The 16,574-nt window shown below is 63.7% G+C and carries 14 protein-coding genes; 6 read left to right on the top strand and 8 right to left on the bottom strand.

All coding sequences use genetic code 11. The features are described 5' to 3' along the window. Positions 1-94: 94 nt before the first annotated feature. From EG885_RS03405 to cysQ, 8 genes are all read right to left on the bottom strand, one after another. Positions 95-1,486, bottom strand: coding sequence for a hypothetical protein (locus tag EG885_RS03405; protein WP_131573071.1), 1,392 nt, complete (start codon positions 1,484-1,486; stop codon positions 95-97). Next, positions 1,483-3,171 carry a DUF5927 domain-containing protein gene (locus EG885_RS03410; RefSeq protein WP_131573072.1) on the bottom strand — a complete coding sequence of 563 codons (1,689 nt, stop codon included), beginning with the start codon at positions 3,169-3,171 and terminating at the stop codon, positions 1,483-1,485. Before EG885_RS03410 ends, EG885_RS03405 begins: the two co-directional genes overlap by 4 nt. After that, the gene (locus EG885_RS03415) at positions 3,168-4,193 is read right to left on the bottom strand and encodes a glycosyltransferase family 2 protein (RefSeq protein WP_131573073.1); all 1,026 of its coding nucleotides are present in this window, start codon (positions 4,191-4,193) and stop codon (positions 3,168-3,170) included. Before EG885_RS03415 ends, EG885_RS03410 begins: the two co-directional genes overlap by 4 nt. Before the next feature lie 85 nt (positions 4,194-4,278). Then, the gene (locus EG885_RS03420; RefSeq protein ID WP_242679482.1) at positions 4,279-5,316 is read right to left on the bottom strand and encodes a glycosyltransferase family 2 protein; all 1,038 of its coding nucleotides are present in this window, start codon (positions 5,314-5,316) and stop codon (positions 4,279-4,281) included. Further along, a complete protein-coding gene (gene galE / locus EG885_RS03425; protein WP_131573074.1) occupies positions 5,313-6,299 on the bottom strand; it encodes a UDP-glucose 4-epimerase GalE in 987 nt (328 codons plus the stop codon). The genes EG885_RS03420 and galE overlap by 4 nt, the downstream gene beginning before the upstream one ends. 3 nt (positions 6,300-6,302) lie before the next feature. Beyond that, positions 6,303-7,199, bottom strand: a complete 897-nt coding sequence (locus tag EG885_RS03430) for a UTP--glucose-1-phosphate uridylyltransferase (protein WP_131573075.1) — start codon at positions 7,197-7,199, stop codon at positions 6,303-6,305. 173 nt (positions 7,200-7,372) lie between these two features. Next, on the bottom strand, positions 7,373-8,173 hold the full coding sequence (locus EG885_RS03435; protein WP_131573076.1) for a 3-deoxy-manno-octulosonate cytidylyltransferase: 801 nt from the start codon (positions 8,171-8,173) through the stop codon (positions 7,373-7,375). A 1-nt stretch (position 8,174) separates the two neighbouring features. Next, on the bottom strand, positions 8,175-8,972 hold the full coding sequence (gene cysQ / locus EG885_RS03440) for a 3'(2'),5'-bisphosphate nucleotidase CysQ (RefSeq protein ID WP_165571023.1): 798 nt from the start codon (positions 8,970-8,972) through the stop codon (positions 8,175-8,177). Between the two features lie 173 nt (positions 8,973-9,145). Between cysQ and EG885_RS03445 the strand changes: the two genes are divergently transcribed. The 6 genes from EG885_RS03445 (at position 9,146) to EG885_RS03475 (ending at position 16,561) form a co-directional block, all read left to right on the top strand. After that, the gene (locus EG885_RS03445; protein ID WP_131573077.1) at positions 9,146-9,967 is read left to right on the top strand and encodes an ABC transporter permease; all 822 of its coding nucleotides are present in this window, start codon (positions 9,146-9,148) and stop codon (positions 9,965-9,967) included. Positions 9,968-10,172: 205 nt separating this feature from the next. After that, positions 10,173-12,089, top strand: a complete 1,917-nt coding sequence (gene dnaK / locus EG885_RS03450) for a molecular chaperone DnaK (RefSeq protein WP_131573078.1) — start codon at positions 10,173-10,175, stop codon at positions 12,087-12,089. Between the two features lie 77 nt (positions 12,090-12,166). Continuing rightward, positions 12,167-13,333 (top strand): molecular chaperone DnaJ, encoded by a 1,167-nt coding sequence (gene dnaJ / locus EG885_RS03455; RefSeq protein ID WP_131573079.1) that lies wholly within the window; start codon positions 12,167-12,169, stop codon positions 13,331-13,333. A 46-nt stretch (positions 13,334-13,379) separates the two neighbouring features. Further along, a complete protein-coding gene (locus tag EG885_RS03460; protein ID WP_131573080.1) occupies positions 13,380-14,048 on the top strand; it encodes a JAB domain-containing protein in 669 nt (222 codons plus the stop codon). A gap of 156 nt (positions 14,049-14,204) precedes the next feature. Beyond that, positions 14,205-15,446 carry a tyrosine-type recombinase/integrase gene (locus EG885_RS03465; RefSeq protein WP_131573081.1) on the top strand — a complete coding sequence of 414 codons (1,242 nt, stop codon included), beginning with the start codon at positions 14,205-14,207 and terminating at the stop codon, positions 15,444-15,446. A gap of 485 nt (positions 15,447-15,931) precedes the next feature. After that, positions 15,932-16,561, top strand: a complete 630-nt coding sequence (locus EG885_RS03475) for a hypothetical protein (RefSeq protein ID WP_131573083.1) — start codon at positions 15,932-15,934, stop codon at positions 16,559-16,561. The last annotated feature ends 13 nt before the right edge of the window (positions 16,562-16,574 follow it).

A 16,574-nucleotide genomic window follows, 5' to 3' on the forward strand; every position in this document is an offset into this window, starting at 1 on the left:
ACCACGGTTGGATCAGCTGGGCGGCATGCCGTGCCGCGCGGCGGCTTTCGATGCGGCAAGCGCGCCGGCCTCTGCCGGTATCGGTGGCCCGGGGTCAGTCGGCAAAGCCGAACGCGATATAGTCGCGCAGATAGGCCTGTTTCGCCGCCTGCAGCAGTGATTTTTCACGCAGGAATTCCGGCATCGGCGCCAGATCCAGATGCGCCAGCCCCGCGTCGTCCAGACCCGCACCATCGCAAAGCAGCGGCAGATCCTGCATCAGCCGGTCCTCGCGGATCAGGATGTCGGGGGTGGCCACGCGGGCAAAGCCTGCGATGACCTCGGACTGGCTGGCCCACCCGGCATGGGTGGGCAGGGTCGTCTGACCGTTCAGATTGCGGCGCAGGAAGGACAGGAACTGCGCGAACAGATCCAGCTGGTCGGGCAGCGACAGGCCCGCGATCGCATCATCCGCAGGCAGGGCCACGCGGTGAACGCTGCGCATCAGCTGGCGCAGCTCGGGCGAGCCATGGTCCAGCAGCTGGCGAAAGGCCGTCCACGCGCGGTGCAGCGGATGACGCAGGACGGTAAAGCTGCGATGCCCGGGATGCTGCCGTTTCCACTGGCGCAGGCTGGTCTGGGTCAGATCGCCGGTCACCGGCCCCAGGCCCGCCATCCAGGCGCGGATGGCCGGGCCGGGGCCGCAGCGCACCGGCATATAGATCAGCCCGCTGCCCGCATCGCAGGTCGAAAAGCTGGGCACCGACGGCCCCCGACGCGGTTCGAAATTGGGGATGCGGCGCAGCATGAACGGGTCGATCTGGTGGAGGTCTTCCTGCATCTGGTCGAAATTGCGGACCTTGTCGGCCAGCTCGCGCGGGTTCTGGGGCACCTGATCGCTGGCCGGTTCGACCCGCGCGACATCGGTGCGGCCCAGCCAGTGAACCAGCCCGGTCATCACCTCGGCATCGCGCAGATCCTCGTATCCCAGCCAGAATCCGGTCTGGCCGGTCACCTGCAGACGGTGCATCACCCGCAGCTGGAACCGTTCCACGGCCGAGACCATGTCGCGGAATTCCGGCCCGTCATAACTGATCGCGGCGGGGATCGGGGTCTCGGTCTCGTTCAGCTTCCACTGGTTGGTTTCCCATGCCAGCTTGGTCGAGACATAACTGTCCAGCGGATTGCGCGTCAGGATGATCTTGGCGCAATCGGCATCGTTCATGATCGCATCGAAGACGCGCGGATCATGGTCGTGGAAATAGCGAAAGCCCGGCAGATGGCCCGGGCGGTCGAACAGCAGTTTCAGCAGCCGCATCGGGTCGGCCTCGCGTTCCTCGCGGGTGACGCCCTGCAATTCGTCCTTGTCGGGCCAGCCCATCATATAGGGGTTGAACGCCTCGCCATAGCAGGTGACCCCCTTGAGCGCGTTCAGCGTCGCCTCGAGCAGGTTGGACCCGGTGCGCATCTCGGCGAAGATGACAAAGCGGCGGAAGGGGGACGTCATTCGGCGGCAGTCCTTTCGGTCAGTACAATCTCGGGCAAAGGCAGGGTATCGCCCGTCAGGCGCGGGCGCAGCCCGGAATTGCGCAGCTTGCGCAACAGTTCGGACAGGCCGTGCATGTCGCGCATGGGCGGCGCGTCGCCGGGGGCGCCCGGATGCAAGGGCAGCTGCTGGACCGACTGGAACAGCATCGCCTGTGGCCGGGCCAGAAAATCGTTCAGCTCGTGGACATGCACCCGCGCCTTGACCCAGACCGAGTTCAGCACGTCCAGCTGATGCAGTTCGGCGCGCTGCAACAGGGCGGTGACGCGGCGGATGTCGTCGAAGGGCATACCCGATTCCAGCAAGGGCAGCATCCATGCGCCCGTGATCACATGGATCTGCGCATTGGGATCGGTGGCGATGAACCAGTTCAGGGTCTGGTTGTCGCGCGGGCTGAACTGGAAGATCTGCATGCGCGGCGAAATCCGGATCAGCGCCGTCAGAAATCCGGTCGGATCGCGGTCCCGGATCAGCGTCGAGGATGAGATGGCGCCGGGCCCGATCTCTGGCCTGCCGGCAAACTCGACCATCTCGGGGCCCAGCAGATGGCCGTGGACATCGCCCTCGACATTGCCGGCCAGCCAATCCTCGAACCCCGGAAAGATGTCGGAAAAGCCCTGATAGACCGCATAGGGGGCCGAGGTCTTGCCGTTTTCGGAATCCTTGCGGGGAAAGCGGCTTTGCATGTACAGACCGGGCCGCCCCAGCAGGCGGCGGCGCACGGTGCGGTTGATCAGCCGTTCGATCCGCTGCGGCTGCGGCGGGCTGACATCGGGCTGCGCCGCCGGGACCACGGGAAAATGGGTCAGCAGCCGTTCCGCATGCGGCCAGACCTTGCGCGCCACGAAACAGCGCGATTCCTCCAGCATCAGGGTGTGGTCGTCGTACAGCTGATAGGGGCGCCCGTCATGGTCGAACTTGGCCAGCGTCAGAGAATGGCTTTCGATGCGCACGGCATGGCGCCGCGCCAGCGTCTGGAAATAGCTTTCGTCGGGGATCCAGGCCATCCGGAAGAACCGGTCGAATTCCGCCCGGCGCGGATCGTCCAGAATGGCGCGCAGCGTCGTGGCGGTCAGGCACCACCATTGCGACCCCAGATGCGGCGCCAGTCCCTTGGGCAGGCGGCGGCGGATGCCCAGCCTGCGCTGCCAGCTGGTCAGCCGGTCGAACATCCAGCGCTGCCGCCGCCAGTCCAGCGGGAAATACAGGGTAAAGCGTTCCTCGTTCAGCCCGCCGACGGTCCAGCCGACATCCAGCGCGCTGACGCTTTCGATATGGTCGCAATAGGGGTCCAGCGCCAGAAAGGCCGCCAGATCGCACACCGGACGCAGGGGCAGGCACGACCCGGACGCCAGATAGACATGGGTGATCCCCTCAAAGCTGTCCAGCAGGGCGCGGGCGGCATCCTGCGTGGCGCGGACCAGATTGAAGCGGCCCCAATCGCAGCGGTGGCGGCGCGAAAAGACGATACCCGGCAGATCGGCCAGCTGTTCCTTCATCCGCGCGACGGACCGGGCCGAGGCCTTGGCATCGACATGGATGGCGACGCGGGCGCCGCCATCGACCCAGATGCGGGCCATCTGCGCGGCCACGTCCAGCCGGGCGTGGCACAGAAGAACGACACCGATCTGGACCTCGCGTGTCATGCCCAGTTCCCCCGCGAGATCAGGCCCAGATCTTCGAGTTGCTGCCAGTCACCATATTCGCGCGATTCGCTGCACCACAAGGTGGTCCCGCGCCTTAGCCCCGCATGATAGGCACGGTACTCCTTGCTGTTGGCATAATGCTGACGACGATCCAGTTCCTCGGCGGATTTGCTGGCGAAGGTGGACAGGAACTTGGCGTGCAACAGGCACCCGGATGCCTGTTCGCCCCCGGATTCGTCATAGACCAGATTGAGATGTCGCGGCAGCAGCATATGGGTGGAGCTGACATAGGCATATCGCCAGTTCCACTTGACCAGCGGCGTCTTGTTCAGCGCCGGACCGGCCAGCGGCTCGGCGGTGAAAAAGCGCCTGGTGCGGGGGCCGCCCTGAATCCACAGATTGCCGTAATACTCGTTCTTGCTGATCGTGTAATTGGCGGGATCGAACCAGCGCGCAATGCGGAACGGGTCGGTTCCCTCTTCATAGACCTCATCCTCGATCGCGCCGCGCGGGTACATGTCCAGCAGCATCGCCGGAAAGCTGTTGCGCCCCGAGGCGTCCAGCCAGTCGGTCAGCGCCGCCAAGGGGCGCGAATCGCAATGCGGATAGATCAGGAATTCATCGGGATCGATGGTCAGGCACCAATGCCCGGACCCGTATTTCATCAGCAGCCGATTGACCCAGTCCATGCCGAACCGCGACCGCTTGTATCCCGCATTGGTCCACCACAACGACACGTCGGGCTGTTCGGCCAGCCAGTTGCCGCTGCCATCGTCGCTGTCATTGTTCACGAACAGGAAATGGTTCACGCCAAGGTTGCGGTAATAATCCATGAAATAGGGCAGGCGGACCCGTTCATTGCGCAGGGTCACAAAGGCCAGAATGTCGCCCTTGCGGATCTGAGCGGTGCGGTTCACGACCGGTTTCAGCGCGCGGCGACGGTTGAAAGCGCGCGCGATCAGGTACTGACGTTCCGTTCTGCGACGCAGCCGGTCGGGAATGCGGATGCGGCCAAGACGCATCAGAACGACCGGTCTGGGGCAGGGGGTTGAGGACGCGACATCATGGCCTAGCAATGTGCAGACAGCGGCCTTTTGGCAAGGGCTTTCAGCGGTTCTGGTAAAGGGACGCCTCGCCTGTGCCCATCAGGCCAAGGTCCACCAGCTGCTGCCAGCCCTGAAAACGCAGGGATTGCGGCCCCCTCAGCACCGGACCCGCCGCGACGGCGCGGTGATAATGGGCATAAGCCGCGGGGTCTGCGAAATGCTGGCGGCGGGTCAATTCTTCGTGCGATTTGGCGACGATGTCGGGCAGGAACTTGCCATGCAGCAATGCGCCCGACAGGCGCGGATCGCCCGGCCCGTCATAAAGATCGTTCAGCCGCGGCGGCAGCATCGAATGGGTCGAATTGACATAGGCCTGCCGCCAGGACCAGCGGATCAGCGGCAGCTTGTTCACGGTCGGCGCGCGGTCGGGTTCGCCGGCAAAGAACACCCGGTCGCGCACCCCGCCCTGCAGCCACAGGTTGCGCTTGGGCAGGACGCGGCGGGCCCGCCACGGACCCGGATCGAACCATGGCAGACGCTCGGTCAGGGCCGCCCCCTCGGGCGCGTCCGCCGTGCCAAGCGGACCCGAGGGGTACAGGTCCAGCATCACCGCCCCCATCCCCGGCTGTCCGATCCGGTCCAGATGGGCCACAAGATCGGGCAGGGGTCTGGTGTCGTGCCGGGGATAGATCAACAGTTCGTCCGCATCGACGGTCAGGCACCAATGCCCGTGCCCGTGCCGCATCAGCAGCGCGCCGGCCCAGTCCAGCCCGAAACGCGCCGCGCGATAGCTGGCGCCGCAGCGCCACAGCGACACATCCGGCTGATCCGCCAGATAGCGGTCCGAGCCGTCATCGCTGTCATTGTCCACGATCAGGAATTGCGCGACGCCAAGGCGGCGATAATGGTCCAGAAACCCCGGCAGATGCGCGATTTCGTTACGCAGGGTGGTGACGGCCAGCACGTCGCCGGGGCGGATGGTCGCCGTGCGGTCCATCACCGGGCGCAGCACATGGCGGGCGCGGATCGCCCGCCAGATCAGTTCACGGCGTTTCCAGCGCAGGCGATAGGCCTGCCACGCCGCCAAAAGGCGGCTCACCGCTGATAATCGCCCGACTGATGCCAGCGCCAGGCATCCGCGATCATCTGTTTCATGGTCGAGCGATCAGGGGTCCAGCCCAGATCCGTCTTGGCGCGCTTGCTGCCGCAGACCAGCTTGACGGCATCGCCGCCGCGCCGGGGCCCATCGACCATCGGCACCTGCCGGTTGGTCACATGGCGCGTCGCGTCCACGACCTCGCGGACCGAAAATCCGTCACCGGTTCCCAAACAGAACACCCGGCTGCCCTTGCCCGCCTGCAGCCATTCCAGCCCCTTCACATGCGCATCGACCAGATCCATCACATGGACATAGTCGCGGATGCAGGTGCCGTCCTCGGTCGGGTAATCGGTGCCGTGGATGGTCAGCGCCGCGCGCTTTCCGTCCACCGCATCCAGAATCAGCGGGATCAGATGCGTCTCGGGGCGGTGGAATTCACCCACCTCGCCATCGGGATCGGCGCCCGCGACGTTGAAATAGCGGAAGATGACGTGGCGCAGCCCGTGGGCGGCCTCGAAATCGACCAGAATATCCTCGATCGCGCGTTTCGAGGCGCCATAGGCGTTCAGGGGCGCCTGCGGGGTATCCTCGTCCAAGACCTCGCCGTCGCGGTCGCCATAGGTCGCGCAGGTCGAACTGAAGACGAAATCCAGACAGCCCGCGGCGACCGCCGCCTCGATCAGGTTCAGCGAACCCGCGACGTTGTTGCGCCAGTACTTGCCGGGCTCGGCCATCGCCTCGCCCACCTGGGACAGGGCCGCGAAATGCAGCACGGCGACCGGCTGATGTTCGGCAAAAGCCGCGTCCAGCGCCGCGCGGTCCATCAGGTCGGCTTCGACCACCGGACCGAACTTGACCGCATCGCGCCAACCGGTCGAAAAATTGTCCAGCGTGACCGGGGTGAACCCGGCCGCCGCCAATGCCTTGCACGCGTGCGAGCCGATATAGCCCGCACCCCCCGTCACCAATACATTGCCCGACATGACTTACTCGGCAGCCCGGCGCATCGCCGTGACCTGATGCAGGTATTCGACGAACTCGTCCTTGAGCTCCTCGCGCTCCAGCCCGAAAGCCACGGTCGCCTGCAGGAAGCCCGCCTTGGAACCGCAGTCGAAGCGCTGGCCCCGGAACCGCAGGCCGAACACGTCGCGCCCGGCTTCGATTTCCTCGGCGATGGCGTCGGTCAGCTGGATCTCGCCGCCCGCGCCCTGCTTGAGCTTGTTGAGGTTGGTCATCACGGTGGGTGCCAGAATATAGCGCCCGATCACCGCCAGGTTCGAAGGCTGCGTGCCCTTGGCCGGTTTTTCGACCATGCCCTTGGCGCGGACGATGGCGCCCATGTCTTCGGCAATGTCCAGAACGCCGTAGGAGGACGCCTTGTCCGCCGCCACTTCCATGGTCGCGACCATGCTGCCGCCGGTCTCGTCATAGGCTTCGATCATCTGCTGCAGGCAGGGCGGTTCGCCCTGAATGACGTCATCGGTCAGGACGACGGCAAAGGGCTCGTCATCCGACAGCAGGCGGCGGGCGCACCAGACCGCATGACCCAGACCAAGCGCCTTGTGCTGGCGGATATAGGCGATGGCGCCCGATTCCATGTTCGTCGCGCGCAGGATCTCCAGCAATTCGGTCTTGCCGGATTTCTTCAGGCTGGATTCCAGCTCATGCGCGTGGTCGAAATAATCCTCGAGCGCCCCCTTGCCGCGCGAGGTCACAAAGATGAATTCCTTGATCCCGGCGGCGCGGGCCTCGTCGATCGCGTATTGGATCAGCGGCTTGTCGACCAGCGACAGCATTTCCTTGGGGATGCTTTTCGTGGTGGGAAGGAAACGCGTTCCCAAGCCCGCAACGGGGAAAATGGCTTTTGTGACCTTGCGACCCATGTCGGATACCTCTGGTGGTTCGGCGGGACATTTCCCGCCATATTGGCGCCGATACCTTCATGTATCGGCCAAGACTTCAACTGCAGGTTATTCATTGGGCAGTTTGCCGCCAAGACATTCCGTTGAATTATACAAATATTTCATATCGGACCTGTCTTAAGATGCAGGAAAGATCAATTCATCCGCATTTCGGCCATCATCGCTTCAAGGCGCGGAACGTCCTCGGGATTGTTCAGTTCCCAGAACTGCCTGCCGCGGGCCTCGACCTCGACGCACAGGACATGGCGACCGCGTTCCAGAAAGCGCAGCTGTTCCAGACCTTCCAGCCGTTCCAGCAAGCCTTCCGGCCAGCCGGAATATTCGTCCAGCGCCTCGGGGCGATAGGCATAGACGCCGACGTGATGAAAAACCGGGCTGGGTGCATCATCGGCGATCTGTCCCGGCACGAAGGGCACCACCTCTTTCGAGAAGTACATCGCCCGCCCGTCATGGCCAAAGACCGCTGTGGTACCGCCGACCCGGCCCGCATGGCGATCGGCAATCAGATCGGCGCGCATCCGGCCCGTGCATCGCAGGACCGGCGTGGCCACCTGCGCGCAGGGCGCGGCCCGCAGCCCCGCGACCAGATCGGTGACGAACCAGGCGGGGGTCAGCGGTGCGTCACCCTGCAGATTCACCACGATCTCGGGGGTGGTGGACAGGGCCGCAACGGTCTCGGCGCAGCGTTCGGTGCCGTTGCGGCAATCGGGGCTGGTCATCGCCACCTCGGCCCCGAACGCTGCCGCGTGGTCGCGGATGCGGTCGTCATCGGTCGCCACGATCACCCGGTCGATACCGGGCACCGACATGGCCGCGTCCCAGCTGCGCCGGATCAGGCTGCGGGCCTGCCCATCGGCACCCCGCAATTCGACCAGCGGTTTGCCGGGATAGCGCGTCGACGCGAACCGCGCCGGAATGACGATGACGACCGACATCCTATTCCTTCACCAACAGCACGCCGGGGGCATAGGCGATGAAGAACGGGTTTTCGAAGCCCGGCTTGCCATAGGCCAGCTTGGTGTGGTCGTCGAACCGCACGACCTCTCCTCCGGCGCCGCGCAGGACGGCATCGCCTGCCGCCGTGTCCCATTCCATCGTGCGGCCAAGGCGCGGATACAGATCCGCCTCTCCGGTGGCGACCAGACAGAATTTCAACGAGCTGCCGGCGCTGGTCATGTCGCGCACGCCATATTTCTCGATATAGGCGTCGGTTGCCGCATCGCGATGCGATTTCGAGGCGACGACCATCAGCGCGCGGTTGTCGGGGGTCGCGTTGACGCCGATCGGCGCGATCTCTCCGGGGGTGTCGCCGAAGGGCCCCTGCTCTTCGACCGAGCGGCCGTCGGCGGTGGTATAGAACAGCCGACCCTTGGCCGGGGCATAGACGACGCCGCGCACCGGGATGCCATCTTCGACATAGGCGATGTTGACCGTGAAATCGCCGCGCCGCTGCACGAATTCCTTGGTCCCGTCCAGCGGATCGACGATCAGGAAGGTGCGCAGGGTCTGGGTATGGGTGTCGGACTGTTCCTCGGTCACAAGCGCGACATCGGGAAAGGCCTCGCGCAGACCGGCCGAGATCAGCGCATCGGCAGCCTCATCCGCAGCGGTGACAGGCGAATCGTCTGATTTCGAACGGATGTCGAAATCGTCGGCCTGATAGATCTGCATGATCTTTTCGCCTGCCTGCAGGGCAAGGCGTCGCATCTCGGTGGTCAATCGGTCAAATTGCATCGGTTTTCCTTTCCCTGCAGGGGGCCGGTGCCCGCTGCCGGATTGTGCGGGGGTCCGGCCCCTCTTATGATGCGGCCAAGGGTCATGGGCAAGCGTCCGGAGATGAACTGCCGCGTTCCTTGGCAGCTTTGCCCATCCATGACCGCCTCGTTCCAAGATGGAGAGCGCAAAACGTGTTCAAGCAGCGCCAGACGAACAACCTGTTTCAGGCCGCCTTCAAGACGCTGGCGCTGATCTATCACCAAAGCGTCTACAATCTGCGGACCACGCATCGGAATGCGGTGATCGGGTTGCTTCTGACCATCATGCAAAGCGCCCTGATGGTGATCTTGCTAATGACTCTGTATCTGCTGGTGGGGATCCGGGGATCGCCGATCCGGGGCGATTTCATGCTGTTCGTGATGTCGGGCATCTTCTTGTTCATGACGCATGTGCAGACCGCCTCGGCGGTGTCCAGCAGCCATTCGGTGTCGGCGGGCATCGTCAAGCACGAGCCCCTGAACGCGGCGATCCTGATCTCGGGCGCGGCGCTTGCGGTCCTGTATCGCCAGACCCTCAGCTGCATCGTGATCCTGTCGGTCTATCACCTGACCTTCGAACAGATCACCATTGAGGACCCCGTCGGGGCGGGGATGCTGTATCTGCTGGCGTGGTTTTCGGGCTGCTGCGTCGGGCTGGTGTTTCTGGGCATTCGTCCATGGTCGCCGCAGGCGTCGACGATGATCACGAACATCTATCAGCGGATCAACATGATCGCGTCCGGCAAGATGTTCGTCGCCAATGCGATGCCCGGTTTCCTGCTGCCGTGGTTTTCGTGGAACCCGCTGTTTCACCTGATCGATCAGACCCGGGGATACATCTTCATCAACTATTCCCCGCACCGGACCGATCTGCTTTACCCGCTGTGGATCTCTATCGGGGCGCTGATGATCGGGCTGCTGATCAACTTTACCACGCGCAAATACGAATCCGTCAGCTGGAGCGCCGGGCAATAGGGCGGGCTGTGCCCCTTGCCTGCCCATCAAGGCCGAAAAGCGCGGATTTTGAACGGTAGCAGTGCTTGCGGGCCTGAATTGCATCCCTATATACACCCCCGAAGCGGTCCGGCGGCGCCGGGCCAGATTCAAGCAAGGGATCGGGCCGCGGGGGCCGAAACGGACCCGAAGCCACGAATATCGCCGCAAGAAAGGTTATAGATACATGTCCAAAGTCATCGGCATCGACCTCGGCACCACCAACAGCTGCGTCGCGATCATGGACGGCAGCCAGCCGAAGGTCATCGAGAACAGCGAAGGCGCACGCACCACGCCCTCGATCGTCGGCTTTAAGGATGGTGAGCGTCTGGTCGGCCAGCCCGCCAAGCGTCAGGCCGTGACCAACCCGACCAACACCGTCTTTGCCGTCAAGCGCCTGATCGGGCGCCGCATGGGCGACGAGGCCGTCGAAAAGGACCGCAAGATGGTCCCCTACACCATCGCGGATGGTGGCAACGGCGACGCCTGGGTCGAGGTTCAGGGCGAGAAGTATTCCCCCGCTCAGGTCAGCGCGATGATCCTTCAGAAAATGAAGGAGACCGCCGAATCCTATCTGGGCGAGCCGGTGACGCAGGCCGTGATCACCGTTCCGGCCTATTTCAACGATGCGCAGCGTCAGGCGACCAAGGATGCGGGCAAGATTGCCGGTCTTGAAGTTCTGCGCATCATCAACGAGCCGACCGCAGCCGCACTGGCCTATGGTCTGGACAAGAAGGAAACCAAGACGATCGCGGTCTATGACCTCGGCGGCGGAACCTTCGACATCACCATTCTGGAAATCGACGACGGCCTGTTCGAGGTGAAGTCCACGAACGGCGACACCTTCCTGGGTGGCGAAGATTTCGACATGCGGATCGTCAATTATCTGGCCGACGAGTTCAAAAAGGAACATGGCGTCGATCTGTCCAAGGACAAGATGGCCCTGCAGCGCCTGAAAGAGGCCGCTGAAAAGGCCAAGATCGAACTGTCCTCCTCCAGCCAGACCGAAATCAACCAGCCCTTCATCAGCATGGACAAGGACAGCGGCACGCCCCTGCACCTGGTCGTCAAGCTGACCCGCTCCAAGCTGGAAAGCCTGGTGTCGGACCTGATCAAGCGCACCATCAAGCCGCTGCAAGAGGCGCTGAAGGATGCCGGTCTGACCAAGGGCGACATCGACGAGGTCGTTCTGGTCGGCGGCATGACCCGCATGCCCAAGGTCGTCGCCGAAGTGACCGATTTCTTTGGCAAAGAGCCGCATAAGGGTGTGAACCCCGATGAGGTGGTGGCCCTTGGCGCTGCCATTCAGGCCGGTGTTCTGCAGGGCGACGTCAAGGATGTCGTGCTGCTGGACGTGACGCCGCTGTCCTTGGGCATCGAGACGTTGGGCGGGGTCTTTACCCGCCTGATCGACCGCAACACCACGATCCCGACCAAGAAAGGTCAGATCTTCTCGACCGCCGAGGACAATCAGGGTGCGGTGACCATCCGCGTCTTCCAGGGCGAACGCGAGATGGCGGCCGACAACAAGATGCTGGGTCAGTTCAACCTCGAGGATATTCCGCCCGCGCCGCGCGGCATGCCGCAGATCGAGGTGACCTTCGACATCGACGCCAACGGCATCGTGTCGGTCAGCGCCAAGGACAAGGGCACCGGCAAGGAACAGAACATCACCATCGCAGCCTCGGGCGGTCTGACCGACGAGGATATCGAGCGGATGGTGAAGGATGCCGAGGCCAATGCCGAATCCGACAAGACCCGCCGCGAACTGGTCGAGGCCCGCAATCAGGCCGAAAGCCTGATCCATTCGACCAAGAAGTCGCTGGCCGATCATGGCGACAAGGTCGACAGCTCGACCGTCGAAGCGATCGAACTGGCCGTCGGCGCGCTGGAAGAATCGCTGAAATCGGAAGAGCCGGGCAAGATCCGCGCTGGCATCCAGAACGTCATGGACGCGTCCATGCGTCTGGGCGAGGCGATCTACAAGGCGCAGGCGCCGGGTGAGGACAGCGGTCGTGACGATGGCGACAGCCCGCGTGACGTCGATGACGACATCGTGGATGCCGATTTCGAGGATCTCGGCGACGACAAGAAGCGCGGCTGATCAGAGCCGCTGACCGGAAAAAGGGCCGGCCCATCGCGGGCCGGCCTGATTTCTGGACCAGCTGAACAGGATGACACATGAGCAAGCGGTGCTATTACGAGGTGCTCGGGGTCACGCGCGGGGCCGGGCCGGACGAGATCAAGAAGGCCTACCGCACCAAGGCCAAAGAGCTGCATCCCGACCGCAATCAGGGTGATGCGACTGCCGAATCGCGCTTCAAGGAAGTGAACGAGGCTTATGACTGCCTCAAGGACGACCAGAAAAAATCGGCCTATGACCGCTTTGGTCATGCCGCTTTCGAAGGTGGCATGGGCGGCGGCGGTGGCGCGCGGGGCGGGCATCCGGGCGATTTCGGCGCAGCCTTCGCCGATGTGTTCGAGGATCTGTTCGGCGACATGATGGGTCGCCGCGGCGCTGCCGGTGGCGGCGGACGGACGCGGGCGCAGCGCGGGCAGGATCTGCGCTATAACCTGCGGGTCTCGCTGGAAGACGCCTATGCCGGGGTGCAAAAGCCTATCAACGTGCGCGGCTCGGTCTCTTGCGAGGCCTGCAATGGCACGGGCGCCGAGGGTGCGACCCAGCCCGCCGGTTGTCCGACCTGTGCAGGTATGGGCAAGGTCCGCGCGCAACAGGGGTTCTTCACCGTTGAACGGACCTGTCCGACCTGTGGCGGCGCGGGCCAGATCGTCAAGAATCCCTGCAAGGTCTGCCATGGCGCGGGCCGCACCGAACATGACCGTGCCCTGTCCGTGAACATCCCGGCCGGGGTCGAGACCGGCACACGCATCCGTCTGGCCGGAGAGGGCGAGGCGGGCCTGCGTGGCGGGCCGACCGGCGATCTGTACATCTTTGTCGAGGTTCAGGAACACGCGATCTTCCTGCGCGACGGCAAGATGCTGGCCTGTCAGGTGCCGGTCAGCATGGCGACCGCCGCCCTTGGCGGAGAGGTCGAGGTGCCGACGATCGACGGCGGCCGCGCCCGCGTGAAGGTGCAGGCCGGCAGCCAGACCGGCCGCCAGATGCGCCTGCGCGGCAAGGGCATGCCGCCGTTGCGCCACGGCCCCGGTGCGGGCGGCGATTTCGGCGACATGCTGATCGAACTGACGGTCGAGACGCCCGTCAACCTGACCCCGCGCCAGCGCGATCTGCTGCGCGAATTCGAGGCGGTCAAGGCCGATAACAGCCCGCAATCAGACAGCTTTTTCGACAAGGTGAAAAGCTTTTGGGACGGGATGACGCGCTGAGGCGGTCTTAACCCTTTCTTCAGGGATTCGGGATCATGCTGCTGGCATGGACCCGAATCGATCTTTCCGCGAAATGCCCCTGCCATTGTTTGCCCCTGCGGCGGACGATGCGGTCGTGGCGCCGCCCGCCCCGGGCAAGGCCGCGCCTTCGTATCTGGCCGATCATCGCGCCCGGCTGCGCGAACGGTTCCTGCAAGGTGGTGCCGGGGCAATGCCCGATTACGAATTGCTGGAGCTGGTGCTGTTCCGCGCCATCCCGCGTCAGGATGTGAAACCGCTGGCGCGGCTGCTGATCGAAACCTTCGGCGATTTCAACCGTGTGGTGACCGCCCCGCCCGCCAGGTTGCAGGCCGTGCCCGGCGTGGGGCCCGCCGTCATCGTGGAACTGAAGATCGTCGAGGCTTCGGCGCAGCGTCTGGCCCGCGCGCGCATCATGCACCGCCCGGTGCTGTCCAGCTGGCAATCGCTGCTGGATTACTGCCACACCGCCATGGCGCATCGCGAGATCGAACAGTTCCGCGTGCTGTATCTGGATCGCAAAAACGTCCTGATCGCGGATGAGGAACTGGGCCGCGGCACGGTCGATCACGTCCCCGTCTATCCCCGAGAGATCATCCGCCGCGCGCTGGAGGTGAACGCCTCGGCGCTGATTTTGGTCCACAACCACCCCACTACCCCTATTTCGATCACGCTGGATCACGCTCAGTACCACTGAAACATCAATGATTTGGCGGCTATTTGGCAATTGCGTACAGGGGGCGGTTACGGCATATTGGGGGCGGTTGAAGGGGTAGAATACGGCTTTCCGCTCCCAGCAAACGATCCCCGTTTCTCCTCAACCGATCCCAGTTAGGGAAAGAGGAGGAATGCGATGCCCAGCTTGACCGACACCGCGATTCGCCACGCGCTGAAGCGCGTCGAAGCCAGCCAGAAGCAAGAAAACCTCGCCGACGGTGAAGGGCGAGGCACTGGCCGGCTCGTGCTCGTTCTGAAACCCATGCCCAAGCGCGTTACCGCTGACTGGATGGCCCAGCAGTGGCGCGACGGGAAGCGGACGAAGAAGAAGCTCGGCGCCTACCCGTCGATGTCGCTCGGACAAGCTCGCGAGGTCTTCAAGCGTGACTTTGCCGACGTGATCCAGAAGGGCCGAAGCATCAAGATCGCCACTGACACGCGACCCGGCACGGTCGCCGATCTGTTCGAGGGCTACGTCGCCTCGCTGAAGTCGGCCGGCAAACCGTCCTGGAAGGAAACCGAAAAGGGCCTGAACAAAATCGCCAACACCTTGGGACGCAATCGCCTCGCGCGGGAGATCGAGTCAGAGGAAGTCGTCGAATTGATCCGCCCCATCTATGAGCGCGGCGCGCGATCGATGGCGGACCATGTCCGGTGCTACATCCACGCCGCCTTCAGCTGGGGCATGAAATCGGACAACGACTACCGGAACGCCTCTCCCCGCCGTTTCCGCATTCCGTTCAATCCGGCTACCGGCATTCCGACCGAACCCAAGGTCCAAGGCACGCGCTGGCTCAGCGAGGACGAGTTCGTGCAACTCTATCGCTGGCTGGAATGCCCAGACACGCCGGTTACGCCTTCCTATCTTCGCGCCGTCCAACTTCTCATGCTGACCGGCCAACGGGTCGAGGAAATCGCACGTCTTCACGTCGATCAATGGGAGGCCAAGGAGAAGATTATCGACTGGTCGAAGACCAAAAATCTTCAGCCGCACGCGGTCCCGGTGCCGTCGCTTGCCGCCGAACTGATCGAGTCGATCACGCCGAACGAGTTCGGATGGTACTTCCCCTCCGCGAAGGATCCTTCAAGGCCTGTGAGCCATGGGACGCTCTATAGCTTTGTCTGGCGCCAGCGGGACCGTGGCGTGATCCCGCACGCGACGAATCGCGACCTCCGCCGGACGTTCAAGACTTTGGCTGGCAAGGCTGGAGTTCCGAAGGAAATCCGCGACCGCCTGCAGAACCACGCACTTCAGGACGTCAGCTCGAAGCACTACGACCGCTGGAACTACATGGCCGAGAAGCGCGCCGGCATGGCGAAGTGGGACAAGTTTGTCCGTGCCATGCTCGCCAAAAAGCTCATGAGGCTGGCGGCATGATTTCAACTTGGCGATTGATCCGCGCGTCGAGCCTTCCTTTGGGCGCCCTCCTGCTAGTGGGAACGGCGACATCAGCGCGAGCTGATCCGTGTGAGGGCCGCCTCCCCGGTCAACCGGGGCAGCAGTTCACCGGCACGGTGCGTTACGTGGGCGATGGGGACAGTCTTTGCGTCGGCACTTCCAATGATCCTGCGACGTGGATCGAAGTACGCCTGGCCGACTTCGACGCGCCCGAGCTTAACGCAGCGAACGGCCGACTTTCAAAATCGCTTCTCCAACAGGTGGCTTCTGGGCAAATCGTAGCCTGCGAAGCTCGCCGCGGCCGCAGCGGACGTGTGATTGTTTTCGACCGTGTCATCGCTGTGTGCCGCGTCCGCGGCCGCTCCATCGGCGACTTGTTGCGTGCACTGCATGCGCCGGAAGGCGGAAACTGACGCCTGCCGATTGAGCTTGAGGCGGCACACCTGTGGGGTCTAGCTGCGCCCATGACCACGCCCAATGAATCTCCCGCCATGCAATCCGCCGCTAGCGCAGCCGCCCGCTTATTCCGCGCCTACGAAGCGCACAGCGTGGCTCCAGGGCCGGACACCCTGTTCCACACGCTCACAGCGATGCACAGCCTCGACGACAGACTGAAGAAGGCCGAGGTCCAGGATTTCAAACATCTGGAAGAGTTCACCGCTTTGAAGGCGCTTCGGAATTTCGCGCACCATCAGGACGAAATCGACGCCAATGTGCGGGTGATCCCCTCGCCCGCCGTCAGCGACCTGGCCTTTCTTTGCCTGGTCCGACGCGATCAGGTCGAACAGGCGATCGAGACGGTGGACGAGAAGTGGCGCGCCAAGACACGCGCCGCCTGCGAGAGCCGCTTCCACTGGTATGGCGAGGCGGTGAACATCAATCCCTGCCTCTTCAACTTCATGGTTCACGCCTACGAACAACTCGTCGCTGTCGGCGTAACGCCAGATCCGGCTTCAGTGGAAGCTTTCGAGACCTCGTACCAATTTGAAGCCAGCGAAGGGCACGCGCACCTCATCGACGGTCGCATGGCGGGTCCGATGGGCGCGATTGAACAGATGCTGACGACCATCGTCGCCAACCTTCCAAGCCGCTGAGACGAAAAGGCGA

This window comes from Paracoccus nototheniae, from assembly GCF_004335005.1.
In the GTDB taxonomy this organism is placed as follows: Bacteria; Pseudomonadota; Alphaproteobacteria; order Rhodobacterales; family Rhodobacteraceae; genus Paracoccus; species Paracoccus nototheniae.

Bases quoted from the DNA above. Each gene is read 5' to 3' on its own strand.
- EG885_RS03405 (WP_131573071.1), bottom strand. From the start codon at position 1,486: ATGACGTCCCCCTTCCGCCGCTTTGTCATCTTCGCCGAGATGCGCACC.
- EG885_RS03410 (WP_131573072.1), bottom strand. From the start codon at position 3,171: ATGACACGCGAGGTCCAGATCGGTGTCGTTCTTCTGTGCCACGCCCGG.
- EG885_RS03415 (WP_131573073.1), bottom strand. From the start codon at position 4,193: ATGCGTCTTGGCCGCATCCGCATTCCCGACCGGCTGCGTCGCAGAACG.
- galE (WP_131573074.1), bottom strand. From the start codon at position 6,299: ATGTCGGGCAATGTATTGGTGACGGGGGGTGCGGGCTATATCGGCTCG.
- EG885_RS03430 (WP_131573075.1), bottom strand. From the start codon at position 7,199: ATGGGTCGCAAGGTCACAAAAGCCATTTTCCCCGTTGCGGGCTTGGGA.
- EG885_RS03435 (WP_131573076.1), bottom strand. From the start codon at position 8,173: ATGTCGGTCGTCATCGTCATTCCGGCGCGGTTCGCGTCGACGCGCTAT.
- cysQ (WP_165571023.1), bottom strand. From the start codon at position 8,972: ATGCAATTTGACCGATTGACCACCGAGATGCGACGCCTTGCCCTGCAG.
- dnaK (WP_131573078.1), top strand. From the start codon at position 10,173: ATGTCCAAAGTCATCGGCATCGACCTCGGCACCACCAACAGCTGCGTC.
- dnaJ (WP_131573079.1), top strand. From the start codon at position 12,167: ATGAGCAAGCGGTGCTATTACGAGGTGCTCGGGGTCACGCGCGGGGCC.
- EG885_RS03460 (WP_131573080.1), top strand. From the start codon at position 13,380: ATGGACCCGAATCGATCTTTCCGCGAAATGCCCCTGCCATTGTTTGCC.
- EG885_RS03465 (WP_131573081.1), top strand. From the start codon at position 14,205: ATGCCCAGCTTGACCGACACCGCGATTCGCCACGCGCTGAAGCGCGTC.
- EG885_RS03475 (WP_131573083.1), top strand. From the start codon at position 15,932: ATGACCACGCCCAATGAATCTCCCGCCATGCAATCCGCCGCTAGCGCA.